Below are 26,316 nucleotides of genomic sequence, written 5' to 3' on the forward strand. Positions count from 1 at the left end.
TGAAACCTTTATGAATGATTTGACCGAGGAAGACATGATAAATACATTAGGAGGTCAGAAGTCGTGGAGTACTCGTGTTTGCCAAGCAGTCCAGGTTCTTTTTACTGCTGATAGTATATAGCATTAATTCTCGTTCCCAGTCTCCGACTGGGAATGCTACCTAGAGGCTCTGCCTCCGTGATTTAGTATCAATGAAGGCAGAGCCTTCTGTAATTCATTCCCATACAGAGTATGGGAACGAGAACATTTTTGTGATTAAATCACTCTAAATCAACATTAATCTCTGTTTGATTAACCTGTTTTTTGATCCAACTTAATAGTAAATCGCTAACAATTTGCTGACGCAATTCATCATTCAATTCCGGCTGAATAATCTCCTCAACAAAAATTAAATGTACCCCTTTAGAAGTAATTATCGGTTTAATTACCTGTGGGGGTTTGGCACCAAAGACAGCAGCAGATATTTCTGGCTTTAAATCCCGACGATTTAATACTCCTAAATATCCCCCCTGACGACGTAATTCTACATCTTGAATATATTGGTGAGCTACATCATAAAAACTCATTTCTCCTTCTTTGACTGCATAAAAAAGTTCTATTGCTAAATCCTCATCATTAAATACAACTTCATACATGACCACACCAGCATAATTCAGCTGATTTTCAAAGAAGAAAGGTTCGATTTGATCAGAAAATAAATGCTTGCTTAACTTACCAGTAACCACACTAGTATAGACTATATCTTCAAAATCATCTATAGATAAACTATTTTTTTCTAACCATTTCCAAGTGTCATTAGCACTGGTCATATCATTAGTTAATCGCAGAAAATCCGCTGCTTTTTGTAGTTCTTCAACTTCTACTTTTATCCCCGCTTCTTCCGCAGCAGTTATAATCACTTTTCGGTTGACAATTTGCTCAACTAACTCAGGTATTTTACAGGATAATTTAATTTGTTGTAAAATATCTGATTGGGTAATGGTGATAGGTTCGGACATAATTTGCTCCTTAAATACATAAATAAATTATACCCCACCCTAACCCTCCCCTTGCTAAGGGGAGGGGACAATTCGATGAATTTTTTCTCGTTCCCAGTCTCCGACCGGGAATGCTACTTAGAGGCTCTGCCTCCATGACTTAGTATTAATGAAGGCAGAGCCTTCCGTAATTCATTCCCATACAGAGTATGGGAACGAGGGGAAAGACTAAAGGGAGGGGACTGAATTAATTGTTTCCCCCCTTCTCGTTCCCAGTCGGAGACTGGGAATGCTACCTAGAGGCTCTGCCTCCATGACTTAGTATTAATGAAAGCAGAGCCTTCCGTAATTCATTCCCATACAGAGTATGGGAACGAGGGAAACAAGGGGGGACTAAGGGAGGTAATTCGATAAATTTTCTACAATTTCACTCCTCCTTGTTGCAATTTTTTAAACGGGTCAAGTAGAAAATCAATAATTCGTCGCTGACGGACAATTACCTCAGCGGTTGCTGTATCCCCTGGACGCAAAGGAATACATTTATTAGCAGAGGGAATACAACTTTTTTTGAGAGAAATTTCTAAGTTATAAGCGGCTACTTTGCCATTAGCTGTATCTATCTCTATCGTATTAGGAGAAATTTTAATTAACTCTCCTGAGATAATACCATAATCCTGAAACGGATAAGCATCAAATTTGAGCTTTACTGGTAATCCTAACCGCAAAAAACCACTGTCTGTAGTTGCCATTTGCGCTCGAATTATTAAGGGTGAATTATCTTGAGCAATTTCAGCGACCATTGTCCCTACTTGCACAACCGAACCAGGTTTTTGAATTGGTAATTGAAATAATATACCATTGACAGAAGCTTTAATTTCTCGCTGTCCCAACTGAAATTTTAAGGAATCAATTTGGCGTTTAGTTTGAGAAATATCTGATTTAAGAGAACTAATATCTGTATCTAAACTTTTCTGTTGTTCGGCGATTTTTAACACCGCTGACTGACCAGAAAGGGTTAAAGTTTGATAGCTTCTTTGCTGTTCTCCCAGTCGCAATTTAGCCTGTTCAATATCGGCATGAGCTTGGCGCAAATTTCGCCCATAACTACTTTGTTGTTCTGCTAAACGTAACTTAGCTTGTTGAACATCTGATTGGGTTTGTGCATACAATTTTTGCTTTTCCTTAGCGATATCTTGCTTGTCTACTAAATTGATTTCTGGAATTACTCCCTGTTGTCTGAGTTGACTATAGCGTTTTACTTCTCGCTGACTACTTAATAAACTACTCTCTGCTAATTGATTAGTAGTTTGACTATTAGTTAGGGTTTGTCGCGCTTGATTAAGTTGAGATAATCTTTCTTCTTTCTGAAATTGATAGGCATTTTTTAGGGTATTAATATTCTGTTGCGCTTGATCAATTTGTGCTTGTTTTTCTAATTGTTGAGATTGATTTTGTTGTTGTTGGGTTGCTAAGGAGACAATTAACTGATTTTTGGAGGATTTTAACTGAGAAATTCGGTTTAATTGTCCTTCCAATTTATCTTGAACTTGACGTAATTCTGATTTGACTAATGCCGATTCTAATAATAATAGAGTTTGTCCGGCTTTGACTGTTTCACCTTCTTTAACTTGAATTTCCGCAACTGTTCCCCCTACAGCCGCATCTAATTTCACGGTTTTATCTTTAGGTTCAATACGTCCTCTTCCTGTACCAGTTTCATCTACTTTAGATAGCAAAGACCAAGGTAAAACTATGGAGACAATTAAGACTAAAAGATATAATAGTCCCCGCGTCCAAACCTGGGGTAAACTATCAAGTGATTCTTTGGTAATTTCCGACCAATCTTCATTGGTAATTTCTGGTAATTCTGGTGATAAGATCTCATCAGATTTTGTGATATTCCCATTTAATGTACTTGTCATAATGCACCTTTTTCTTAGTATGAATTTATGGTAGGTTGGGTTGAGGAACGAAACCCAACTATAATCATTGTTAAATCATTGTTGGGTTTCGCTATGGCTCAACCCAACCTACGTTATTGTTTGTAATTGCTGTTGATTTAGATTCTCATGAATTTGTCATAATGCACCTTTTTCTTAGTATGAATTTATGGTAGGTTGGGTTGAGGAACGAAACCCAACTTAAATAATTGTGGAATGTTGGGTTTCGCTATGGCTCAACCCAACCTACGTTATTGTTTGTAATTGCTGTTGATTTAGATAGAAATAATGTCCTTTTTTAGCCATTAATTCCTCATGACTGCCACTTTCAATTAACACACCTCTATCTAGTACCAAAATTAAATCAGCATTTCGCACAGTGGAAAGACGATGAGCAATTACTAAAGTAGTTTTTCCTTTGAGAATTGTGTTAAAATTCTGTTGAATTATCCTTTCTGATTCGGTATCTAAATGAGAAGTTGCCTCATCTAAAACCAATAATTTCGGATTACCTAATAATGCTCTAGCAATGGCTATTCTCTGTCTTTGTCCACCAGATAATAAACCTCCACCTTCACCAATTTGGCTTTCATAACCCATTGGTAATTTTTTGATAAATTCATCAGCACCAGCCATTTCTGCTGCTGCAATTACTTCTGATAAAGGTATTCCTGGATGTCCTAAACTGATATTTTCTCGAATTGTTCCACCAAATAAAAATGTGTCTTGGTCAACTACACCAATTTGTTGTCGAAAAGAACGCAAGGAAAGACTAGTAATATCTTGTCCATCAATTAAAACTTTACCATCTGTGGGGGGATACAAGCCCACAACTAATTTAGAAATGGTCGTTTTTCCTGAGCCACTGCGTCCCACTAAGGCTACCATTTGTCCGGGTTTTATTTCAAAACTGAGGTTTTCTAATATATTAATATCGCTTTCTGGATGATAGCGAAATGTGACGTTTTCAAAGCGAATATGCCCCTGAATTGCTGGTAAATTCTGCCGTGATTGATTTTGTAAGTCTTCTTCTGGTTCTGTGTCTAAAACATCGTTAATTCTTTCTACTGCAATCACAACTTCCTGCAATTCATTCCATAAGACAATTAACCGTTGGAAGGGATTAATAATATTACCCAGCAGCATATTAAATGCTACTAGTTGTCCCACAGTTAACTGATTATGAATTACCAAATATGCCCCAAACCATAATAAAGCTGTGGTAGCTACTGCTTCAATTGTGTTACTGAAAATTTGTAAATTATTGCCGATAACTTGCCCGGAAAAGTTGATTTTTACCTCTTTATTTAATAACTCTTCCCAATGCCATCTTACTGTTTGTTCTACTGCTGTGGCTTTGACTGTTCTCACACCAGTTAAAGCTTCTATTAAATAACTGCTTTCTTTGTTAACTGCATTGAATATTTCTCTAGAAATCCTTTGTAAAAAGGGTGTGGCAATTAAGGCTAATAAGGCAAAGGGTGGGACAATTATTAAAGCTAATAATGCCATTTTCCAACTGTACCAAAACATCAAGCCTACATAGATAAAGACAGTGAATAAATCTAGGAGAATTGATAATGCTTCACCCGATAAAAAGCGTTGAATCTTGCGGTTTTCCTGCACGCGAGAAATAATATCCCCCACATAACGAGTCTCGAAAAAACTCAGGGGTAAACGCAATGTATGACGAATAAAACCGACAATTAATGCTAAGTCTATCCGATTAGCTATATGATCTAAAAGATATTGCCTTAAACCAGTCATAGCCACCCGAAAAAGGCTAAAAATCAACAATCCTATTCCTACTGCTGTCAGGGTCAGTTCTGACCGTTGTACCACTACCCGATCTAAAATTAATTGGGTAAATAAGGGGGTAATTAAGCCAAATATCTGGATGAATATGGAAGCAATAAATACTTCCAACATGACTACAGAATGGGGTTTTATTAACTCAAAAAATTGCCAAAAAGGTGTAGATGTCTCTTTCGTTTCTTTGAGCATTGCTGTCGGTTGTAACAACAATGTATAACCAGTCCAGTCGTTGTTAAATTCCTCATGAGTGAGGGTGCGTTGACCAATAGCAGGGTCTGCCACAATTACATATTTAGCGGTAATTTCGTAGACCACTATGTAATGTTTGCCTTCCCAGTGAACAATAGCAGGTAATTTTTGCTTTCCTAACTGCTTTAAACTAGCTTTGACAGGTCTAGTGGCAAAACCTAGACTTTCTGCTGCTGTTAATAACCCCCGCAAGGATGCACCATTGCGGTCTACATTGGCAATATCACGCAAGCGATTTACACTAAAACGTTTCCCCCAATACCGTGACACCATGACTAGACAAGCTGCCCCGCAGTCAGAACCACTTTGTTGAGCAAAGAATGGATAGCGCCCCATTACCTTTTGCCATAAATGCCCCACCCGTTGTCTGGGACTGGGAAAATAGGCTTTACTAATTTTTGATTCTGAGGTCAAATAGGGGGTTGAATCTGAATTGTCGTTCTCTGGAGAGCTTGGTTTTATGGGTGTATAATCTGTGTTTCTCAGGAGTGAGTATGCTTTCTCCCATAAATGTTCTCGAATTTGGGGATACTTGGCTATTAATGGCAATAGTAACTTTTCTGGCAAGAAGCATAACTGTAAATTTGCTGAAGCTCTGGCTGCATAAGGCTCAAATTTAGATTGGGGAAATAAAGTAAATTCACCGAAAGATGCCCCGGGTTCTAGGGTAGTAATTAATTCGTCTTTATCATCTAATAGTCTGACTTTGCCCGTAATGATAATGTAAATGCCCGGTTCAACATTCTTTCCTGTCCAGAATTTGCCGACTTTAGGGTTGATAGATTGAAGTTCGGGAAGATAGTGATAAAATTCTTCTGCGGTTAGTGAATACCCCAATGTATTGTTGATTTGTTGCAGAGATACTAATTGAGCGGATATATTGTGCGCCATAAATGTCTAAATCCTTTACTGCTTTGTGAAAATTAATAGGTATAATTTCTGAGGAATCGGTGGTATTTGCTTTTTTGATGTCAGCAATTGATATTTTGGGTTCTGTAGCTGATTTCGGGCTATTTTGTCCATCATGACTGGGTTTCGGTCGAGTGGATAAGCCCATTTGTTTGAGAAGTCGCTTAAAGTGGCGATCGCTCACTTCAAAGCCAAATTCTTCGCACAGATGTTTCTGTAACCAATTCAATGTCCAGTGTTGAGAACCATAGCCATAATCACGAGGATTACTGTAAAATAATTCTTTTAATCGTTGTAAGTATTCATTACTAACTAATTTAGGGCGACCAATCGGACAATCTTGCCATTGATGCGCCATTCCCTGACGAGCTATGTGTATCCAATGTCTAGCGGTTGCGGGACAACACCCCAAAATTTCACAAATTTCTGCTTGAGTTATCCCTTGGTCCGCTAACAACATGATTTGAATCCGTTGCCGCTGGGATTGAGAGCGATGTTCTTGTAATGATTTTAACAGCATTTGTCGCTGAAAATCTGTTAACAAGTTACTTGAAGAATTGCTCCCCGCTCTATTACTACTTGTCCATTGATATGTATACATAAATGGTTCAATATCGTAAAAATCAAACTCCGCAAGCATCCTAGTTCCCTCTTAATGAGAACTTGGTCTTATGTCTTAGTGTAACTGATACATTATAATACTAATGCTATCGTAATAGAACCCACCTTCCGCTTGTTCCTGACAATGGATTTTAATACCATTTTTAGTAATTCATAGCGGCTCTTGTGTCTTTTTTCTACTGAGAATCTCATGTAATCAATAAGCCAATGATTTTACTAGGGTATTGACATCTGGAAATTTTATGCTATTGTCAAGATATACAATCTGAAAGTTCTCATATCTAAAAATTAGCGTTGCGGAAGGAAAGAATTTTTTGCACGCAGAGACGCAGAGGCGCAAAGAGTATAAAGTTTTATTTGCTGAATTTTATTGACTATGTTTTGTGATATAGTAATCACGACTTAACAAGTAATACCAGTTAACATGAATAATCGTCAGTTGCTAGAAGTTAGCGAGTATGTATGTTTGGGGTTATCAGTATTAGGAACAATAGTAGCGACAGTGACGCAACAGGTGGTTTATGCAGTTATTCCCCTGAGTTTAAGTGTAGCTTTAAATTTAGTTAATCGTCCTAAGTTTAATTATTCCCAATCACAAATTGAGCAATTACAAACAAGTTTGCAAAATATCACTGAAGAATTTCACCAAGTAGAAAAAACCATGAATACCTCTAATCAACGTTTGGAACAAATCGAAGCTTGGAGACAACAACTCAGCCAAATTATTGAAAGTGCTATTAATGAACGTTTGGGAAAATTTGAAGTTTACAAACAGGAAATTAGTCAAGTTATTGACCAGAAAATTCAAATATCAATGCAAAAATTAAGTACAGAATTTAATGCAGTTCATCAACAAATGCAAATTGTCAATAATCGGGTACAGCAATTAGATATTTCTCTAGAAAGTTTAGGTTCTACTGTTGATAAAGATGAATATTTGAGAAATATTGCAGAATTGCAAACTGAATTATCACAAATTAATCAACAGCTACAAGTCTTTAGTTCTCGATTTGCAGAAATTGAACCTTCTATCAAAAATGGCAATGAAAGCAGTCAGCCCCAACGACAATTTTTAACGCCAACCTACTTAGAAGTAATTCCTACCACATCTTCATCAAATGACAATACCGAAAAATTAGTATTTGTTGGGACTCTCAAAGGACATGAAAATAAAGTTCTCTCTGTAGCTTTTAGTCCTGATGGTAGATTTTTAGCAAGTGGTAGTGATGATACAATAATTAAATTGTGGGATTTAGCAACTCAGCAACATCGCACCTTTGCAGGACATGGAGAATATTCTTGGTCTAGAGGGATTAATTCCCTAGGTTTTAGTCCAGATGGTAAATTCTTAGTCAGTGGAAGTGATGACAAAACTATTAAATTGTGGGATGTAAATTTAGGAATAGAAATTTTCACTTTTACAGGACATCAAGAAAGAGTTAATGCTGTCTCATTTAGTCCCTTGGGAAAAATTTTAGCGAGTGGGAGTAAGGACAAAACAGTTAAAATGTGGTCATTAAAAACAGGAAAAGAAATTTACTCTTTCAAAAGTCATACCGATGATGTTTTATCTGTAACTTTTAGTCCCGACGGTAAACTATTAGCTAGTAGTGCAGGTGGTAATGATAAAACTATCAAGATTTTACAATTAGCTGAAAATAAAGTGAAAACATTAACAGGACATTCTGATTGGTTTGGAGGGATTACTTCTCTAGCATTTAGTCCCGACGGAAAAACTTTAATTAGTGGTAGTCAAGACAAAACTATTAAACTTTGGAATCTAGAAACTAGTCAAGAAATTAAAACTTTATCAGGACATTCTGCTCATATTTGTTCCGTTGCATATAATCCCAATGGACAAATTTTAGCGAGCGCTAGTAAAGATAAAACAGTGAAATTATGGTCAGTCGCTAGTGGAGAAGAAATTTCCAGCGTAAAATGTACCGATTCTGTAATTTACTCAATTGCTTTTAGTCCAGATGGTAAAATATTAGCGGCTGGGAGTGGAGATACAACCATTACTATGTTTCCCATAGCATAACTTTGATTCTACAGGTAGGGTAAAGCCTGAACTAAACCCTTACACCTCTAAGTTTTGAGCGTTGCTAATAGCCATATTGAAGTAGAAAAAAGGAAAATTAAAAATCTTCACCTTTGCGCCTTTGCTTCTTTGTGCCTTTGCGCGAAACATAATTTGAAACCGGGGAAATCTGCAATAGTAAGGATTATTTAAATGCTGCTATATTTAAGAATTGAAAATTTCGCCTTAATTGATCATCTGGAATTGGATTTTGGTACGGGTTTGAATGTGTTGACGGGAGAAACCGGCGCAGGAAAATCAATTATATTAGATGCTATTGATGCGGTTTTAGGTGGTAAAGTCTCTAGTCGGGTGATTAGAACTGGCACAAATCGCGCTATAGTGGAGGCGACTTTTAGCGTTACTCCGCCCCTAGCAGCTTGGTTGAGTGAACAAGAAATTGATTTAACCGATGATCATGCTGTGATCATTAGTCGAGAAATTGCCACTACTACCAGTAATATCCGCAGTCGGTCACGGGTGAATGGGGTACTGGTGAATCGCCCCTTAATGGCAGGATTACGGGATAGTTTGGTAGAAATTACGGCACAAGGACAAACGGTACAAGTGGGACAATCTGCCCAAGTTCGAGATTGGTTAGATTTATATGGTGGTGATGCTTTGTTGCACAAACGCCAAAATGTCGCTGCTGCTTTCATTGTATATCAACAAGCCCGACAAGCGCTGGAAAAACGCCGGACATCGGAACGGGAACGGCTGCAACAATTGGATTTATTAACATATCAAGTCCAAGAATTGGGCGCTGCTAATCTTGATGATGCCCAGGAAATGGAACAATTAAATCAAGAACGGGAACGCCTGAATCATGTTGTGGATTTACAACAAATGAGTTACAAAGTTTATCAGGCTTTGTATCAAGATGATCAGGAAACTCGGACTGCTGCTGATTTATTAGCCGATGGAGAGATGACATTAACTCACATGGTGGAGTATGATTCTCAATTACAATCTTTGTTGGAATTGGTGCGAGATGCCGTTGCAGCGGTAATGGAAGTGGGGAGACAAATTAGTATTTATGGAGAAGGGTTAGAAGCAGATCCGCAACGGTTGGAAGAGGTGGATGAACGGATACGGGAATTAAAACAAATCTGTCGCAAATATGGACCGACTCTGACGGAAGCTATTTCTTATTATGAACGTATTCAAACTGAATTAGCTGAATTAAATAATAGTGAACAATCTATCGAAACTTTAGAACAACAAGAACAATTATCTTTACAAGAACTCCAACAAATTAGTCACCAATTAAGCCAATTACGGCGGCAAACTGCGGCTAATTTAGAATCTCGGTTATTAGCTGAACTCAAGCCGTTAGCGATGGATAAGGTGAAATTTAAAGTAGAAATTGTCCCCATTTCTCCCGCAGCTACAGGTGCAGATAAAATTACTTTTATGTTTAGTCCTAACCCCGGTGAACCTATTCAACCATTAACAGAAATTGCTTCTGGTGGAGAAATGAGTCGGTTTTTACTAGCTTTAAAAGCTTGTTTCCATCAAGGAAATGAAGTGGGAACAATGATATTTGATGAAATTGATGTGGGAGTTTCTGGTAGAGTTGCCCAAGCTATAGCGGAAAAATTGCACCAACTTAGTCAAGGACATCAAGTATTATGTGTAACTCATCAACCTTTAATTGCCGCAATGGCAGATCGTCATTTTCGCGTTGATAAATTAGTTATTAATAAAGCCAGAAATAGTAATGATGAACAGCGGACTGTGGTGAGGGTGACAAGTTTGGATAATTTAACTACTCGTCGGGAAGAATTGGCTCAGTTAGCTGGTGGTAAATCGGCAAATGAGGCAATTTCTTTTGCTGAATCTTTATTATTACAAGCTGCTAATCATCGGGAAAGGGGAAAATAGATGGTGAAATTGTCTGATAGCCTAGTACACTGCGGCGTAAATAAAGCAACCATATTCAATCGCCAAAAAGCCTACTGTATATTAGTTTTGACTTTTGACTTTTGACTTTTGACTTTTGACTTTTGACTTCCGCCCTGCGGTACTAGCGTGGTGCAAGCCGGATCAGGATGTCCAGGATTTTAGCAACTTTGTCAAATTTAATCAATAGCCAAAAGCGATCGCACTTCGCACAATACGGAGAGCGATCGCCATTAAGTTTACAAAAACAAAATACTCGAACCTTAGATAGAAACTGAGGCTGGAGGATTAATGTTATTAACAAGTAAATCTGCATCTTTTGACGCTTCATTTACACGAATAATTTTTGCTCCTAATTGCTGCAACTTCAGATCCAGACGATCATAACCCCGATCTAAATGGTGTAATCCTTGCACTGTGGTTGTTCCAGATGCTGCTAATCCGGCGATAACTAAGGCTGCGGAAGCTCTTAAATCTGTACCTATAACTGGTGCGCCTGATAACATTGGCACTCCCCGCACAAAAGCAGTATTACCTTTAACACGGATATCTGCACCCAAACGATTCAATTCGGAAGCATGACGCAAGCGATTTTCAAAGACTGATTCATTAATGATACTGTCACCTTCTGCTACAGTTAGTAAAGCCATAAAAGGTGCTTGCATATCCGTGGGAAACCCAGGATGAGGCAAGGTATCAATATTTATAGCCTTGAGAGTTTTCGCTGGTAAAATCCGTAAGCAATCTTTTCCTTCCTCAATAATTGACACGCCAATCTCTTGCAATTTAGCAATAACTGGGATTAAATGATCCGGTACAATTGGGGATAGAAGTATTTCAGAACGGGTAATTGCCCCAGCGATTAACAAAGTCCCTGCTTCAATGCGATCAGGAATAATAGTATAGTCGGTTGAGTGTAATTTAGGTACGCCAACTATAGTAATTGTACTTGTTCCCGCACCTTGAATTTTTGCTCCCATTGAGTTGCAGAAGTTAGCTAAATCAACTACTTCTGGCTCTCTGGCAGCATTATCAAGGATGGTTTCTCCATCTGCTAAAGTAGCAGCCATCATCAAGGTTTCCGTCGCACCGACACTGGGAGTATCTAAGTAGATTTTCGCGCCTCTTAACCTACCATTATTTCCGGGAACATGAGCATTACAAATACCATGTTCAATTTGCACCTCTGCGCCCATTGCTTGCAGTCCTCTGACGTGCAAATCTACCGGTCTAGCCCCTATGGCACAACCACCCGGCAAGGGCATTTGTGCAACTCCTAGTCGGGCTAAAATTGGACCAATGGCAAAAAAACTGGCTCGCAGTTGCGTAACGAGTTCATAAGGGGCTTTAGATGTGGTAATTTCCCGCGCATCAACATCTAAAATGTCCCCTTCTCTATTTAAACGTAATCCTAAAGCTGATAGAACTTGTCCCATTCGCGCTACATCTGCCAATAAAGGAACGTTGCGAATGCGACAATCGCCGGAACAGAGGAACGTTCCCGCCATGATTACCAGTGCGGAATTCTTAGCCCCGCTAATGTTTACATGACCGCCCAAAGAATGCCCTCCACTGATTTGCAAGACTGAGGAGTCTGCTTCTAGTGAAGATTTGGCATCTGGTAAGCTGCTAGAAGAATTAATAAGCCTACCTCCAAAAGTAAGTAATTATAAAGGTTTGATGTTGGTTTTGATTCTATCTCGACAATCATCTAGCTAAAAGCCGGAAGATTTTTCTTGAAGTTGTCAAATGCCATAAAGTCGTTAAATTCTATCATGCAGTATGTCAGCTTAATTGGAAAAATGGGGATTAGCTAGATGTCTATTCTGGCAAATTTTTTCTTGACAAATGAAAATGATTAGGACATAATGATAAATTGTAAATAAGATTCAATTCCAGCGGAACTGGCGGAATTGGCAGACGCGCTAGATTCAGGTTCTAGTGCCTTCACGGGCTTCCGGGTTCAAGTCCCGGGTTCCGCATATCAGTATATCAATTTTGGATTGATCTCAAATCCGAAATTTCAAATCTAAGATTGTGTTAACAAGTTTACAAAATTCCCTAGTTAAACAAATCCGCAAGTTGCACTCCACCAAGGAGAGAAATAAGCAACAGCTTTTTTTATTGGAAGGAACGCATTTATTAGAAGAAGCTTGTGCGGTTAGCTATCCTTTAGATGCGGTATGTTGCACTCCTCAATGGCAGGAAACCCATCCCCAATTGTGGAAAATTATTTGTGGTCAATGCTATCGTGTTGAAATTGTTAGTCCAGAAGTTTTAGCAGCAATGGCAACAACTGTCAATCCTGATGGTATAGTGGCGATAGCTCAACGAGAAGCACAAGCAAGACAAATTCCGTTTACTGGTTTAGTTCTGGCTTTGGAAACTGTCCAAGATCCTGGTAATTTGGGAACGATGATTCGCACAGCCGCAGCGGCAAGTGCATCAGGTTTGTGGTTAAGTGAAGATAGTGTAGACTTAGATAATCCCAAGGTTTTACGCGCTTCTGCTGGGCAATGGTTTCGTTTGAATATGGCTGTAAGTGGAGATTTGAAAGCCACAGTTCAACAAAGTCAGCAAGCAGGAATGCAGGTAGTAGCTACCTTACCTCATGCCGATTTAACTTATTGGCAGGTAGATTGGTGTAAACCTAGTTTAATATTATTGGGTAACGAAGGGGCAGGATTATCAGCGGATTTAGCCGCGTTGGCAGATATTCAAGTAAAAATTCCTCTTAATCCTGGGGTGGAATCCTTGAATGTAGGAATCACTGCTGCTTTAATGTTATATGAAGCCCAAAGACAGAAAATTTCTGGATAATCTTCAGTTATAGATTTTTGTTTTTATGTGAGAGATTTAATATTGGATTTGAGAACTTTGTATAAATAACACTCAAAATTTTATTAGTGTTACAGAATACTATATTATTATATATAAAAATTGTTATCAGAGGAGAATCAGCTTGAACCAAGCGACATTGCACCAGTTGAAGGTGTTCGAGGCTGCTGCCCGGCATGGTAGTTTTACACGCGCTGCGGAAGAGTTGTTTTTGACTCAACCTACCATATCCATGCAAATTAAACAGTTGACGAAATCCGTAGGTTTGCCATTATTTGAACAGGTAGGAAAGCGTTTATATTTGACACAAGCAGGACGGGAATTATTTGCTACTTGTCGGCAAATTTTTGAGACTATGGACAAGTTTCAAATGACGATTGCAGATTTAAAAGGACTAAAGCAAGGACAATTAAGGCTGGCAGCAATTACCACAGCAAAGTATATTATTCCCAGATTGTTGGGGCCTTTTTGTCAGCTTTACCCTGGGATTGATATTTCTCTCCAAGTCACAAATCATGAACTGATTTTAGATCGGATGATGAGTAATTTAGATGACTTGTATATTATGAGTCAGATTCCCGATCATTTCGATGTCAGTTTTCAGCCATTTTTAGAAAATCCTTTAGTAGTTTTTGCACCAGCTAATCATCCCTTAGCGAAGGAAAAAAATATTCCTATTGAACGTTTAGGTGATGAACTGTTTATTATGCGTGAACCGGGTTCAGGAACTCGCAGCGCTGTCCAAAGTCTATTTGAGGAACATGGGGTAAAAGTGAAGGTGAAGTTGGAATTGGGGAGTAATGAAGCGATTAAGCAAGCGATCGCTGGTGGTCTAGGTATATCCGTATTATCCCGTCATACTTTACTCACGGACACTGCGGAATTTAGCATTTTAGATGTCCAGCACTTTCCCATTAAACGCACTTGGTATATGGTTTATCCTGCTGGTAAGCAATTATCCATTATTGCTCATACCTATTATGAGTATCTTTTAGATGCAGCGAAAAAAATTACAGAGCAAGGTGGTTTAATCTTAGATCATAATTTGGTGGAAACTAATCTTTAGATCAAGCTGCTGTAGATACATAATCACTTGGCTATGTATCTAAATCAGAATCATTAGAAACGAGAATTAAATCGCGGACAATTGCTGTAGCTGCTATTAAAATGTCAGCATCTTGGATAGGAGTACCTTTGGCTTTTAATTTGGCATGAATTTCACAGGATTTTTCAATAATTTCTAAATCATCTAAAAATAATGTTTGATATTTTTGAAAAAAGATATGAAATTCGGACAATTGCTTTACAGCATTAATAGATAAAAGTCCTCTCTTGCCCCTAATTTTAAATGAACTGCTTGCAGCAGCGCTTACGCTATCACTATCCCAACTTATTCCTAAATGGCGATTCCTAGGTCGCGCTTCGCTATCGCACACAACCCTAATTTTAAACGAACTGCTTGCAGCAGCGCTAGTTCCCTCCCGGACGCAATGCGTTCGCTATCGCTCTCCCAACTTATTCCTAAATGGCGATTCCTAGGTCGCGCTAGTTCCCTCCCGGACGCAATGCGTTCGCTATTACTATCTCACACCTCTAACTCTTTCTCTTTTTTAAGGATTAGCTAAGTTAATCTACTTAATCCCAATCAGGAAACGTAGCTCCATCTTCGCCACCAATACCAATCCCTGTGTTATATATGCCAGCATCGGTAATGTTAATATTATCCATTGATGCTTGATAGACGTTGGAATCATTGACTGTGGCGCGGGTAAGATTTGCGCCGTTTAAATTGGCTTTTTTCAAATTGACGTTGGTAACAAAGGCTGATGTTAAGTTAGCACCTGCTAAGTTTGCTCCGGTCAAGTCAGCACCTTCTAAGTTAGCATTTGTAAGGTTAGCACCCTGAAGATTTGCGCCTCGCAAGTCTGCACCAATTAGATGAGTGCCACTGAGGTTGAGTCCTGATAGATTACACTGGATACATTCTCTAGTTGACAAAAGTTTCTGTAAATCTTTTTGGCTTCCAGCTTGAACTGAATTAGCTAGAAACAGGGGAGTTATCAAGGCCATAGCGGCTAATAGTTGAAGTTTCATACAATTTCCCCCTCTCACAATATATTTATGTCTGTTCTTGTCCTCACGAATTCATTATCTCACTAATTGGCGAAAAAATGTTGATTTAAACTACAAGCTTGATATTTCTTTTTATAAATCAGCAATTGGGAATAGACAAGTGGTAAACTTTGTCAATTCGTAAGACCATGTTTTTTTATCGAGGTTTTTGTTAAGATTAATAAAATTTTTCTGGCAAATACCACTATGGCTTTATATGCAGAATTACATCGGCATTTAGGTGGTTCCGTTGTCCCTCGTGTCCTATGGCGATATTTCCAGCGTCATAATACTGAGTTGATTTCTCGCTTTGGTGAATATGCAGAGTTTGAAGATTTTTATACTCGTCCTCGTAATACTTTGGATGAATATCTAGAATTGCATACCCTTGTAGAAAGTGTGCAAACGGTGGAGACTTTACCTTACTTCATTTACCGCTTATTACGCGGTGCTTATATTTTTGAGAATTTGGCTTATTTGGAATTACGCTATACTCCCTATTTACGAACTCCTGAACATTTGAGTCAAGAGGAAAGAATTGATAAGATGGCGGAGATTGTAGATGTTGTGGGTAAATCTAGTCATGTACCCGAATATCCCATTGTTACTAGTCAAATTCTTTGTATGCACTCCCGTTTATCTTTTGAGGTAAATAAGGCAATTATTGATTTGGCGGCGCAAAATAGAGAATATGTCTGTGCGGTAGATATGGCTGGTGGCGATCGCTATTATGCTGAAAGAATGGCAGAATGGATCAGTTTATATAATTACGCCCATTCACTGGGTATTAACACCACGGGGCATCTTTATGAAACTAAAGATGGTTGTTATCCCGAATTGTTACCCTATTTAATGCGAATTGGTCACGGTATCCAAATTCCGCTTTTATATCCTGAATTGCTGCCAGAAATTGCCAGAAGAGGACAATGTTTAGAAGTTTGTCCGACAACTTACTTGAAAACAGGAACTTTACAGGATATTCGGCAACTCAAGTTAGTTTTTGACCGCTGTTTTGCAGCGGGAGTTGATATCGCTATTTGTACGGATAATGCGGGATTACATAATATGCGTCTCCCGTTTGAATATGAAAATCTTTTGACTTACGACATTATTAATTTTCAACAGTTAAAAGCTTGTCAAGATGCAGCTTTCCGCCATGCTTTTGCTTGGCCTCACAGTCAACGTCCAGCATCTTTGTTAACTGGGTTGTTGAAGTAGGTGACAGGGGAGTTGGGGGAGTTGGGGAGTTGGAGAGTTGGGGAGTTGGGGAGTTGGGGGAGTTGGGGGAGTTGGGGGAGTTGGGGAGTTGGGGAGTTGGGGGAGTTGGGGGAGTTGGGGAGTTGGGGGAGTTGGGGAGTTGGGGAGTTGGGGGAGGCAAGATTCTTTTATCCGCTACTTCCCCTACCTCCGCTACTTCCCCTACTTCCCCTACTTCCCCTACCTTCCCTACTTCCCCTACTTCCGCTACCTCCCCTACTTCCCCTACCTGCCCTACTTCCCCTACTTCCCCTACCTCCCCTACCTCCCCTACCTCCCCTACTTCCCCTACCTCCCCTACCTCCCCTACCTCCCCTACCTCCCCAACTCCCCCTACTCCTTTAACCTTCTACGCCTTCTGTAGCACCACCAATGGATTTCCAGGCTGATAAGCCACTGCCCAGTTCAGCTACTGTGGTAAAACCGAGGAATTGTAAGGTTCTCACAGCTTGGGCTGATTGGCTGTCATTTTCGCCATAAACATAGATTTGGCGTTCTCTGTAGAGGGATATTTGGGCGCGAGATTCTAAGTCATTGAGGGGGATAGAAATCGCTCCTGTGATGCGGCTATGATTGTATGTTGAGCGATCGCGCACATCAATAATTGTAAAAGCAGGTTGACCCCATTGAAGACTTGTCTTTAAGTCATTAACATCAGCAACTAAATCAATACTCATAAGTTTTTTCTGCGGCTAATATCATCAGAAATCTACCAAATATCTCTTCTTAATGCGGATTTCTTTAGAATGACAGCAGATTCTAAAAATTAATCTTTTGTAATCATAATATTGTAAGCTAATGTTCTCTAGATTCAAAAAATACTTAATTTTTAATTTTTAATTGTTAATTCCTCCTATGGTATCTACTATTCAAGCTTTACCAACAGAAGTTGTATATTTAATTACGGCAGGAGAAGTAATTGATTCTTTGGTAGCTGTTGTCAGGGAGTTGGTGGAAAATTCTCTTGATGCTGGCGCAACGCGCATTGTTGTTTCTTTATGGCCGCAACTGTGGCGAGTTCGGGTGGCTGATAATGGTCATGGGATGAATTTGGATGATTTGCAACAAGCAGCAACTGCACATAGTACCAGTAAGATTCATTCTAGTGCAGACTTATGGAAGATTAACAGTTTGGGGTTTCGGGGTGAGGCGTTACATAGTTTAACAACTCTGGCAAATTTAGAAGTTTTAAGTCGTCCTTTAGGGGGAAGTGAAGGTTGGCGAATTAATTACAATAATGAAGGAGAAGTAACAGAAGTAGACTTTGCGGCGATCGCTCCTGGTACTGTCGTAACAGTTAATAATTTATTTGCTAATTGTGAAAACCGTCGTCAAGGTTTACCTCCGACAAATCAGCAATTAAAAGCTGTACAAGGGATAATTCAACAAATAGCTTTATGTCATCCTCATGTTAATTATCAAGTTTGGCAAAATGATAAAGAATGGTTTACGATTTGTCCCGCATTAACTGTGGGAAAACTGATTCCCCAGATTCTCACCCAAGTCCGACAAGATGATTTACATGAGGTGAATTTAGAAATCCCCAATCGGGAAAATTGGTCTTTGCATTTAGTGATAGGATTACCCGATAGATGTCATCGTCATCGTCCTGATTGGGTGAAAGTGGCAATTAATGGCAGAATAATTAAATCGCCGGAATTAGAACAGACAATACTTTCAGCTTTTCATAAAACATTACCACGCGATCGCTATCCTGTTTGTTTTTTACATTTAACTATTTCCCCTGAACAAATTAACTGGAATCGTAACCCAGCGAAAACAGAAATTTATCTGAATGAACTACCTTTTTGGCAAGAACAAATTACTGAAGCCATTAATAAATCATTGCGGATTTCGGAAACTAATATAAAAGAATCTGTTCACACAACCAGAGTTAGTAATTTATTAAAAGTAGCAGAATCTAAAGGTGAATATAATTTCAATTCTCAAAGTTCTCAAAATTTCCAAAGTAATGAAAATCAAAATTATTTAAAAGCTATTGCTCAAGTCAGTAATACTTATATTGTGGCTGAACATTCTGGAGGAATGTGGCTAGTAGAACAACATATAGCCCATGAACGAGTATTATATGAACAATTATGTGATAATTGGCAATTAGTCCCTGTGGAAACTCCAATTATTATTTATCAATTATCACCAGCGCAGGTTTCCCAATTACAACGGATTGGTTTAGATATTGAACCTTTTGGTGATAAACTTTGGGCAGTGCGAAACATCCCTAATATGTTAAAACAACGAGAAGATGCTGCTGATGCCATTTTAGAGTTAAGTTGGGGAGGAGATTTACAAACTGCTCAAGTTGCTGTTGCTTGTCGGAGTGCAATTCGCAATGGTACAAAAATGAGTTTACCAGAAATGCAGACCTTATTAGATAATTGGCAACAAACCCGCAACCCGCGGACCTGTCCTCATGGTAGACCAATTTATTTATCTTTAGAAGAATCGGCATTAGCGCGGTTTTTTCGCCGGAATTGGGTAATTGGGAAAAGTCATGGGATTTGAAGCTTATAGAGACATCCGGTAAGCGTAAAACTCAGTGTCTTTAGCAATACCTTGTCCATTTCCTGTAGGTTGGGTTAAGCGACAGCGCAACCCAACGCATTTGTTGGGTTTCATGCTTCAACCCAACCTACAAATCAAGGCTTTTTCCAATTTGGAGAAGGTATTGTTTAGACCTGAGAGTGTCAATTTAGTCCCGTCCCAATTTCAGCGCGGAAATTGCCGTTTTAAAGCTGCAAAAACTGGACAAGGGGCTGATGTTTGTAAATTCTCCGGTTTACTCCAGGTAAAGGGGGCTTTTTGAGCCGCAGACATCCATAAAAGTTTTTTGGCTCTAGTCATGGCAACATAAAGTAAGCGATATTCTTCGGCGATTTTCAGGTATTTTGATTCTTCCCAAGCTTGAGGAATATCAGGTATAGGTTTTTTGTGAAGTCCCGCACGAATTTGGGCGCGGACGACTTCTGATAAAGTAAAATCACCTAAAAATTGTCCTTGGGGGGGAATCCAAAATCTGCCAGGAATTAAATTTTCATGAAGAAAAGGCAAAAATACATAATCCCAGTCTAGCCCTTTGGCTTTGTGCATGGTAATAATTGTTAATTGCCCTGCTTTAGTATATTGTGCTTCCACATTTTCTGGTTCTACAGATTCAAATCTTTCGGAACTAACAATTTCACTTAAAGCTAATATCATTGCCCCCATAGAACTATTCCCAAAAATTTGCAAATTTACCCGTTCTGCAAGTTTATCAGCAGTAGCTAATTCGGCCTGATCATATTTCAAAGTTAAGGCAAAAAAGGAAATTATTTGATAAAATGGTAGTTCTAAATAAGCCCTAAGTAAACTTCGACAAAGATGAGCCGCTTTTTGGACTATTTCTATTTGGGGTGCGCTTAAAAGACTTGGATATAAAAATTCTTCAGGTAGACTAGCTAGAGTGTTAATATCTTGAGTTGGAATTAATTGCCGTTCGACGAGAACATCTAAAGTAGCTTTGAGATAATCGGGAGAATGGGGACGCTCACAAAACTGCAATAATGATAAAATCTCTTGAGGAACATGAGAACGGCGTTCTTTTTCTCCCACATCATAAAGTTTAATTTTATGTTCTTTGCATATTGGTTCTAAAGCCGCAGCTAACCATCTTCCTTGACGATTTTCTCGCACTAATATCGCTGCACAAGCTTGGGGATTTTCTGTAAATAGTTCAATGGCTCTTTGGGAAAGTAATTCAACTGTATGATGAATATCTCTAGGAGTATAAAGTTCCAAACCTTGTCCCACAGGTTCAGGATTGCCATTTTCTTGATTAACTGGTTGAATTTTCTGAATTCTAAATGGTGGTGGTCTACGATTAGTTTTGGCAAAATCCTGATTATTTACCCATTCTAAAGCAAAGTTAGCCGCATCAATAATTATTTGTGTACTACGACCAGCTTGATCCATTTCTGCCAGTCTATCTTTAGTTTGACAATCTTCACAAAATTCCCGAAAATAAATCGGGTCAGCAGGTGTAAAAGTGGAATTAATCGCTTGATTAGGATCACCAACTCTAATTAAATTTAAGGCTGATTTATCTAAGTTATCTCCAAATTCTTGACTAGCGAGTATTTCTAATAAATCTGTTTGTAGGGGACTAGAATCTTGAGCTTCATCTTCAAAAACAGCAAAAACTTTATTTTGTTCAATCCGGCAGGTACTAGGATTTTTTAAAACTTTTAAAGCCCCTAAAATCATATCATCGTAATCAATGAAATCTTGCAACTGCATAATTTTTTGATATTGTGCATATAATCCGGCTGCAACTTTCAAAATTCCATATTTATCTGAAGTTTGTTCACTCCACTTTAATAAATCTGCGGGTGATATTCCTGAACTTTTCGCTTCATGAATCACCGTATAAGCTAAATCTGGTAATACTTCCGTTCTTAACACTGACTGACGACGGAGTTTTTCGGTTTCTTCCCCATCAAATTGCTGTCCTGCAAGTAAGCGCAGATAAGTTTCCGGATCATTAACAATCCATTGTTCTACGGCTGTCCGAATGAATTTATGACTTTGATTCGGTGTAATTAAGGTCGCATTTTCTAACTGTAACCCTGACAAATTCGGATAACGACTAGCGATAATTAAGGCTAAACCATGCAAAGTATAAACTGCAAATCCTGTTTGTGGTAAAGATAATTTTTTTAAATTTTCCCGAATTTTAAATTTAATATTTGCAGTTGCAGAACGGGTAAAGGTGACAACAATTAACTGTTTATAATCCTTATTACCTGTATTTAAATAATACTCATATTGACGAGCAATGGCGATCGCTGCTGCTGCTGCCATTCCCGTAGATTTGCCTGCCCCTGGCACAGCAGACACCGCTAATGGACCTGATTGCCAATCCGCCATTTGCGTTTGTCCTGGGCGAAGCTGGGCGCGAATGAGGGCGATATTCTCTGTTAATTTAGTAATAGGTGATTGGTCATTAGTCATTAGTTTTTATACAAGCTGTGTAATTTGATTTAAGTTAATATCCTCAATGAGAGGAATATCTACAGAGGTAGGTTCATTACATCGTACGATACCTGCGGAGCGCTGGGCGATCGCTTTACACCTTAATTTTGCTAAACTAGAATAAACCTCACACCAGCAGGAGGACATAATGACTTTTACAACTGATATCCAGGAAGATCAAGACTTACGCCCTTATCCAGAAACCTCTCTTCCAGATCATACCCAACTACCAGAGTCGGACGGCACATTTGTGAAAAATTGGCAAGAACATCCCCAAAGCATTCTCCTGACAGACTCTATTCAGCCTGTGTTGCAAAAACTTTATCCTGATAGTCAATATTTTATTGGACAGGATTTAGGTATTTATTGGCGTATTACTGAACCACCTGAGAAAGGTGCAGAAGCACCAGACTGGTTCTATGTTCCCAATGTACCACCTTCTTTAAATGGTAAAACCCGACGTTCCTATGTCCTTTGGCAAGAATATATTTCGCCATTAATTGTGTTAGAATTTGTTTCGGGGAATGGTAGTGAAGAAAGAGACAAAACTCCTTGGAAAGGTAAGTTCTGGATTTATGAACAGGTGATTAAACCAGCTTTTTATGGCATTTATGAAGTGAATAAAGCCAGTATAGAAGTTTATGAATTAATTGGTGGAAAATATCAGTTATTAGCAGAAAATGAACGAGGACATTATTCAATTACACCTATGGGAATTGAGTTAGGTTTATGGCAGGGAGAATATCAGAATATGGAATTACCTTGGTTGCGGTGGTGGGATTTGCAAGGTAATTTGTTATTAACTGGTGAAGAAAGAGCAAATCGCTTGGCTGCACAATTACGGGCTTTGGGAATTGAACCAGAAGCGTAATATTATTTGGATTTCGGGTTAAAAATACTATTACACCTATCTTTGGATTTGGTGGGAGTGGGGAAATTTATTTAATGGGGTATGTGCTAAAGCAGCTAGTTAAGTCTGGCTGCTTTATTGGTAGTTAGGTGCTGGGGATAGGACATTTTATGTTGATTACATCTGCCAACGATGGAAGATAGTACGATCAAAGTAAGTTATTTAAGCAAACTGCTGTTTACTGAGGTAGTATTACCAAGGATTACTAAGAAGGGAGTAAATAGCCATTAACGCTAAGGAGTAAGTATTATGACAGATATGAATACCAGCACTTCAGAATTAATTGAAGAAGATGCAGAAATTGAAGAAGAAGAAATTGCATCAGAAGAAGAGGAAATAAATGAACCATTTGACCCGACTAAAATCAGGGTCGAGACTAGACAATTTAATGTTGACTACTTACTTAGAAAGATTAGGAATAATGAAATTGAATTATATCCTGAATTTCAGCGCAAATTTGTTTGGAATAAAATTGCTCAAAGTAGACTTATTGAGTCTATTTTACTTCGTATTCCTATACCAGCATTTTATATTGATGCAACTAATGAAGAAAAATGGTTAATGATAGATGGTTTACAAAGACTAACTACTTTAAAAGAGTTTGTAATAGATAACAATCTTAAACTAACTGGACTAGAATCATTTACTGAGTTTAACGGCAAGGTATATGATGAAATACCACGTAATTATCAACGTCGTATAGAAGAAACTCTTCTCACAGTTATTTTGCTTGAACCAGGTACAGGAAAAGAATTTACGCAAGCTATATTTGAACGTATTAATACCAGTAGTTTGTCACTGTCAACACAAGAAATTCGTCATGGGTTAAATCAAGGTAAAGCAACAAGGTTATTAGAACATCTAGCTGCATCACCTGAATTCAAAAAAGCTACTAACAAAGGAATAAAATCAGAGCGAATGGCGGATCGTGAGTGCATTCTTAGAGTTTTAGTATTTATGATAAATAATCAAGAATTATTTGAAAGCAACAAAAGCTTTAAAAAAATATTAGATAAATCTATGACATATATAAATCTCATGTCAGAAGACGAAATAAAATTAATAAGCAATAAGTTTCTAAATTTAATGAATTTAGCCTTTGATATCTTTGGTAAAGATGCTTTTCGGAAAATAAAAGCAGGATCAAAAAGCCCTCCTGTGAATAAAGCTTTATTTGAAGCTTGGTCTGTTAATTTATATAAACTTAATTGTCAACAAGTTGAGATTCTTAAAGAAAGGAAAGAAATTATAAAACAACAAATAATAGACTTGACTAATGCAGGTAAATTTGATACTCCTATGTACAGGAGTACAGGAAACCTTAAAACTGTATTAGATCGATTAAATGAAATTGGAGAAATTATCAAATCTGTATTACAATGATACATTCACTACATTTAAAAAATTTCAAACCATTTGAAGATCAGTTCTTAGATTTTAGACCATTAACTCTGTTATCTGGTCTGAATGGTATGGGTAAATCTTCCGTACTACAATCACTCCTTCTATTACGTCAGTCTTATCAACAGAGACTTTTACAAAGAAAACGTCTAGCTTTAAATGGTGATTTGGTTCGTATTGGTACTGCTAAAGATGCTTTGTTTGAGAGTGCGGTAAAACCGGAAATAATAGGTTTTAAGCTCATAGTAGAACATCAAGAAAGAAGGATCTGGGAATGGAGTTTTAGGTATGACGAACAAGCAGATGTTATACGCACTGATATTGCACCAATAACTCAAGAACTACGTGAATTTAGCCTTTTTGGAGATTGCTTTCACTATCTGCAAGCAGAACGACTGGGACCTCGTAATGTCTTTGAAATGTCAGATTATTTAGTACGTCAACATTTTCAAATTGGTACTAGAGGTGAATATGCAGAACATTTTTTGCACATTTTTGGTAACTGGAGAATAAATACCGTTGGACTTGATCAGAAAGCTTCACATAAAGTGTCTAAAGCCTTTGAACTTCCAAAAAAAGGTGAACACAGCAAATTAAGCCATCCAAAATCAGACTCAGAATTGTTGAAAAATCAAGTTGAAGCATGGATGGGAGAAATTAGCCCTGGTACAAAAATTCATCTCACCCCAATTCCAGGTGTTGATTTAATGAGCTTGCAATACTCATTTGATATGGGAAAAGATGTTAGTAGTAGATATCGTAATACTAATGTAGGATTTGGAATCACCTACACTTTACCAATAATTGTAGCTGTACTTGCATCTCCTCCTGGTACACTAATTTTAGTTGAAAACCCAGAAGCACATCTTCATCCTAGAGGACAAGCAAAAATGGGAGAATTATTAGCATTAGCAGCTAGTTGTGGTGTTCAAGTTGTGATAGAAACTCATAGCGATCATGTTTTAAATGGTATTCGTCTTGCTGTTCATGGAGGTAAAATTAAACCAGACGATGTACAGTTACATTATTTTCAACGTCAGGAAAAACAAGGACAAGGTTTTACAGAAGTAGTTTCGCCGCGTATTAATCGCAGTGGTAGAATTGATAAGTGGCCAGATGGTTTCTTTGATGAATGGGATAAAAGTTTAGAGGTTTTATTAGAGCCAGTAGAAGAGTAAAAATATGGAATTAGAAATCGTTTTTAATGAACTCTGCTTACAAACTTCTTCTACTGATATTAATACAGCAAGACAACTAATGACAGATTTCATAAATACTATACTTGCTATTAAAACTCCAAGTAGTTGTAAAAAGAAACTTCGTACCCAAAGCAATTTTAATAATTTACAGCTTGCACCAAATTATCTATTAGTTCAATGGCGTAATGATCAAGATGTAGATATAGATGCTCGAAGATTAATTAGAAGTTTACAAGATAAAAATGATCCTCCTCTACCAGATATTGCCGATCCAGAAATTCAGGTAACTTATCAAGGACAGAATACGATTGGAATTTATTATGCTTACGTTAACAATTCTCTATCCATAAGTTTACAATCTGAGCCACAGTGGGACACTAGTATTTTGGAGGTAGAGGTAACAAGAATAAATGAAGATGAAGAAGATCCTTTGATTATTACTAATGATATTGTAAAACACGCCAGTTGCATCACTCATGGGAGAGAACATACTGATTGGTTAGAAGAAGGCTTCAAAATAAATATAGAGAACGGTAATGAAATTTGGAATAGAAGAGAAGAATTATTTTCTAATCTAGAATTTTGTGATTGTGTTGAGAAAGATTTAAAAGATATTCGCTCAGGACAAAATGAATTAGCAGGAGTATGTAAAACCTTAAATGAACTTCAAAAATGTTGTCAAAATTGGACAAGTGAATCATTTAGCGTAGAAGGTTATTCTCTTGATGAATCTGGAGAAAGTAAATCAACCCGTAAGAACAATAAATATAGACAAGAAAGAACATTTATGTGTCCTGATGGAGAGGAACGTTTCTTTGAACGTCATATTAAGTTAAGATCCTGTAACTGGCGGATTCATTTCTTTCCATTGCAGCCAGGAAAAGTTATTATTGGCTATGTAGGTCGTCATCTTCCTACAGTAAATTATCGAACATAATTATTTTCTGGTTGCACATCTCCATGAATCAAGTTATTGTCACGTACAACCTTATATACTAAGAATATCTTAACTACTTGATTGTACGGGTAGGGGTTTAGCACTGCTAAACCCTGACATATCTACGCAAAACTGTTAAAT

Annotated in this window: 20 protein-coding genes, 1 tRNA gene and 1 pseudogene; 12 read left to right on the plus strand and 10 right to left on the minus strand. The window is 38.0% G+C overall.

Annotation, left to right across the window (positions count from 1 at the left end; all coding sequences use genetic code 11):
• Nucleotides 1-260 precede the first annotated feature (260 nt).
• From AN490_RS20350 to AN490_RS20365, 4 genes are all read right to left on the minus strand, one after another.
• The gene (locus AN490_RS20350) at nucleotides 261-998 is read right to left on the minus strand and encodes a peptidylprolyl isomerase (RefSeq protein ID WP_300006653.1); all 738 of its coding nucleotides are present in this window, start codon (nucleotides 996-998) and stop codon (nucleotides 261-263) included.
• A gap of 398 nt (nucleotides 999-1,396) precedes the next feature.
• Nucleotides 1,397-2,899, minus strand: a complete 1,503-nt coding sequence (locus tag AN490_RS20355) for an HlyD family efflux transporter periplasmic adaptor subunit (protein WP_300006654.1) — start codon at nucleotides 2,897-2,899, stop codon at nucleotides 1,397-1,399.
• 264 nt (nucleotides 2,900-3,163) lie between these two features.
• The gene (locus tag AN490_RS20360; protein WP_300006655.1) at nucleotides 3,164-5,818 is read right to left on the minus strand and encodes a peptidase domain-containing ABC transporter; all 2,655 of its coding nucleotides are present in this window, start codon (nucleotides 5,816-5,818) and stop codon (nucleotides 3,164-3,166) included.
• On the minus strand, nucleotides 5,751-6,530 hold the full coding sequence (locus AN490_RS20365) for a helix-turn-helix domain-containing protein (protein WP_366925057.1): 780 nt from the start codon (nucleotides 6,528-6,530) through the stop codon (nucleotides 5,751-5,753). The genes AN490_RS20360 and AN490_RS20365 overlap by 68 nt, the downstream gene beginning before the upstream one ends.
• A gap of 405 nt (nucleotides 6,531-6,935) precedes the next feature.
• Here AN490_RS20365 and AN490_RS20370 point away from each other — a divergent pair, with 405 nt between their 5' ends.
• Nucleotides 6,936-8,552 (plus strand): WD40 repeat domain-containing protein, encoded by a 1,617-nt coding sequence (locus AN490_RS20370; protein ID WP_300006656.1) that lies wholly within the window; start codon nucleotides 6,936-6,938, stop codon nucleotides 8,550-8,552.
• A 192-nt stretch (nucleotides 8,553-8,744) separates the two neighbouring features.
• The gene (gene recN, locus AN490_RS20375) at nucleotides 8,745-10,475 is read left to right on the plus strand and encodes a DNA repair protein RecN (RefSeq protein WP_300006657.1); all 1,731 of its coding nucleotides are present in this window, start codon (nucleotides 8,745-8,747) and stop codon (nucleotides 10,473-10,475) included.
• A gap of 281 nt (nucleotides 10,476-10,756) precedes the next feature.
• On the opposite strand, the gene murA is transcribed toward recN, so the two are convergent.
• The gene (gene murA / locus AN490_RS20380) at nucleotides 10,757-12,136 is read right to left on the minus strand and encodes a UDP-N-acetylglucosamine 1-carboxyvinyltransferase (RefSeq protein ID WP_300006708.1); all 1,380 of its coding nucleotides are present in this window, start codon (nucleotides 12,134-12,136) and stop codon (nucleotides 10,757-10,759) included.
• Nucleotides 12,137-12,391: 255 nt separating this feature from the next.
• Here murA and AN490_RS20385 point away from each other — a divergent pair.
• The 3 genes from AN490_RS20385 (at nucleotide 12,392) to AN490_RS20395 (ending at nucleotide 14,397) form a co-directional block, all read left to right on the plus strand.
• A tRNA-Leu gene (locus tag AN490_RS20385) sits at nucleotides 12,392-12,475 on the plus strand.
• A 55-nt stretch (nucleotides 12,476-12,530) separates the two neighbouring features.
• On the plus strand, nucleotides 12,531-13,313 hold the full coding sequence (locus AN490_RS20390) for an RNA methyltransferase (RefSeq protein ID WP_168632255.1): 783 nt from the start codon (nucleotides 12,531-12,533) through the stop codon (nucleotides 13,311-13,313).
• A 142-nt stretch (nucleotides 13,314-13,455) separates the two neighbouring features.
• Nucleotides 13,456-14,397: a LysR family transcriptional regulator gene (locus AN490_RS20395; RefSeq protein WP_300006658.1), complete on the plus strand. Its 942-nt coding sequence runs from the start codon at nucleotides 13,456-13,458 to the stop codon at nucleotides 14,395-14,397.
• A gap of 31 nt (nucleotides 14,398-14,428) precedes the next feature.
• Here AN490_RS20395 and AN490_RS20400 read toward each other — a convergent pair.
• Nucleotides 14,429-14,686 (minus strand): annotated as a pseudogene (locus AN490_RS20400) (PIN domain-containing protein); the annotation flags it as partial.
• 280 nt (nucleotides 14,687-14,966) lie between these two features.
• Nucleotides 14,967-15,425, minus strand: a complete 459-nt coding sequence (locus tag AN490_RS20405; RefSeq protein WP_300006659.1) for a pentapeptide repeat-containing protein — start codon at nucleotides 15,423-15,425, stop codon at nucleotides 14,967-14,969.
• A gap of 225 nt (nucleotides 15,426-15,650) precedes the next feature.
• Between AN490_RS20405 and AN490_RS20410 the strand changes: the two genes are divergently transcribed.
• Both AN490_RS20410 and AN490_RS20415 read left to right on the plus strand, forming a co-directional pair.
• Nucleotides 15,651-16,661, plus strand: coding sequence for an adenosine deaminase (locus AN490_RS20410; RefSeq protein WP_300006660.1), 1,011 nt, complete (start codon nucleotides 15,651-15,653; stop codon nucleotides 16,659-16,661).
• Between the two features lie 139 nt (nucleotides 16,662-16,800).
• Entirely contained in the window at nucleotides 16,801-17,064 is a 264-nt protein-coding gene (locus tag AN490_RS20415) for a hypothetical protein (protein ID WP_300006661.1), read from the plus strand.
• Here AN490_RS20415 and AN490_RS20420 read toward each other — a convergent pair.
• Nucleotides 17,042-17,377 (minus strand): rhodanese-like domain-containing protein, encoded by a 336-nt coding sequence (locus AN490_RS20420; protein ID WP_300006662.1) that lies wholly within the window; start codon nucleotides 17,375-17,377, stop codon nucleotides 17,042-17,044. The genes AN490_RS20415 and AN490_RS20420 overlap by 23 nt on opposite strands.
• Nucleotides 17,378-17,555: 178 nt before the next feature.
• On the opposite strand from AN490_RS20420, the gene mutL reads away from it, so the two are divergent.
• A complete protein-coding gene (gene mutL, locus AN490_RS20425; protein ID WP_300006663.1) occupies nucleotides 17,556-19,223 on the plus strand; it encodes a DNA mismatch repair endonuclease MutL in 1,668 nt (555 codons plus the stop codon).
• 204 nt (nucleotides 19,224-19,427) lie between these two features.
• On the opposite strand, the gene AN490_RS20430 is transcribed toward mutL, so the two are convergent.
• The gene (locus AN490_RS20430) at nucleotides 19,428-21,707 is read right to left on the minus strand and encodes an ATP-dependent helicase (protein ID WP_300006664.1); all 2,280 of its coding nucleotides are present in this window, start codon (nucleotides 21,705-21,707) and stop codon (nucleotides 19,428-19,430) included.
• Nucleotides 21,708-21,713: 6 nt separating this feature from the next.
• Nucleotides 21,714-21,875 (minus strand): hypothetical protein, encoded by a 162-nt coding sequence (locus AN490_RS20435; RefSeq protein ID WP_300006665.1) that lies wholly within the window; start codon nucleotides 21,873-21,875, stop codon nucleotides 21,714-21,716.
• Nucleotide 21,876: 1 nt separating this feature from the next.
• Here AN490_RS20435 and AN490_RS20440 point away from each other — a divergent pair, with 1 nt between their 5' ends.
• The 4 genes from AN490_RS20440 to AN490_RS20455 all read left to right on the plus strand — a co-directional run bounded on the left by AN490_RS20440 (nucleotide 21,877) and on the right by AN490_RS20455 (nucleotide 26,175).
• Nucleotides 21,877-22,599 carry a Uma2 family endonuclease gene (locus AN490_RS20440; RefSeq protein WP_300006666.1) on the plus strand — a complete coding sequence of 241 codons (723 nt, stop codon included), beginning with the start codon at nucleotides 21,877-21,879 and terminating at the stop codon, nucleotides 22,597-22,599.
• A gap of 288 nt (nucleotides 22,600-22,887) precedes the next feature.
• Nucleotides 22,888-24,021: a DUF262 domain-containing protein gene (locus tag AN490_RS20445; RefSeq protein ID WP_300006667.1), complete on the plus strand. Its 1,134-nt coding sequence runs from the start codon at nucleotides 22,888-22,890 to the stop codon at nucleotides 24,019-24,021.
• Complete coding sequence (locus tag AN490_RS20450) at nucleotides 24,018-25,217, plus strand: DUF3696 domain-containing protein (RefSeq protein WP_300006668.1); 1,200 nt, start codon at nucleotides 24,018-24,020, stop codon at nucleotides 25,215-25,217. Before AN490_RS20445 ends, AN490_RS20450 begins: the two co-directional genes overlap by 4 nt.
• A gap of 4 nt (nucleotides 25,218-25,221) precedes the next feature.
• Nucleotides 25,222-26,175, plus strand: a complete 954-nt coding sequence (locus tag AN490_RS20455) for a hypothetical protein (protein WP_300006669.1) — start codon at nucleotides 25,222-25,224, stop codon at nucleotides 26,173-26,175.
• The last annotated feature ends 141 nt before the right edge of the window (nucleotides 26,176-26,316 follow it).

Origin of the sequence: Anabaena sp. AL09 (genome assembly GCF_001672255.1) — a bacterium.
GTDB lineage: Bacteria > Cyanobacteriota > Cyanobacteriia > Cyanobacteriales > Nostocaceae > Dolichospermum > Dolichospermum lemmermannii.

Bases quoted from the DNA above. Each gene is read 5' to 3' on its own strand.
- AN490_RS20430 (WP_300006664.1), bottom strand. From the start codon at position 21,707: ATGACTAATGACCAATCACCTATTACTAAATTAACAGAGAATATCGCC.
- AN490_RS20440 (WP_300006666.1), top strand. From the start codon at position 21,877: ATGACTTTTACAACTGATATCCAGGAAGATCAAGACTTACGCCCTTAT.
- AN490_RS20405 (WP_300006659.1), bottom strand. From the start codon at position 15,425: ATGAAACTTCAACTATTAGCCGCTATGGCCTTGATAACTCCCCTGTTT.
- AN490_RS20455 (WP_300006669.1), top strand. From the start codon at position 25,222: ATGGAATTAGAAATCGTTTTTAATGAACTCTGCTTACAAACTTCTTCT.
- AN490_RS20420 (WP_300006662.1), bottom strand. From the start codon at position 17,377: ATGAGTATTGATTTAGTTGCTGATGTTAATGACTTAAAGACAAGTCTT.
- AN490_RS20355 (WP_300006654.1), bottom strand. From the start codon at position 2,899: ATGACAAGTACATTAAATGGGAATATCACAAAATCTGATGAGATCTTA.
- mutL (WP_300006663.1), top strand. From the start codon at position 17,556: ATGGTATCTACTATTCAAGCTTTACCAACAGAAGTTGTATATTTAATT.
- AN490_RS20365 (WP_366925057.1), bottom strand. From the start codon at position 6,530: ATGCTTGCGGAGTTTGATTTTTACGATATTGAACCATTTATGTATACA.
- AN490_RS20370 (WP_300006656.1), top strand. From the start codon at position 6,936: ATGAATAATCGTCAGTTGCTAGAAGTTAGCGAGTATGTATGTTTGGGG.
- AN490_RS20450 (WP_300006668.1), top strand. From the start codon at position 24,018: ATGATACATTCACTACATTTAAAAAATTTCAAACCATTTGAAGATCAG.
- AN490_RS20435 (WP_300006665.1), bottom strand. From the start codon at position 21,875: ATGTCCTCCTGCTGGTGTGAGGTTTATTCTAGTTTAGCAAAATTAAGG.
- recN (WP_300006657.1), top strand. From the start codon at position 8,745: ATGCTGCTATATTTAAGAATTGAAAATTTCGCCTTAATTGATCATCTG.
- AN490_RS20410 (WP_300006660.1), top strand. From the start codon at position 15,651: ATGGCTTTATATGCAGAATTACATCGGCATTTAGGTGGTTCCGTTGTC.
- AN490_RS20350 (WP_300006653.1), bottom strand. From the start codon at position 998: ATGTCCGAACCTATCACCATTACCCAATCAGATATTTTACAACAAATT.
- AN490_RS20445 (WP_300006667.1), top strand. From the start codon at position 22,888: ATGACAGATATGAATACCAGCACTTCAGAATTAATTGAAGAAGATGCA.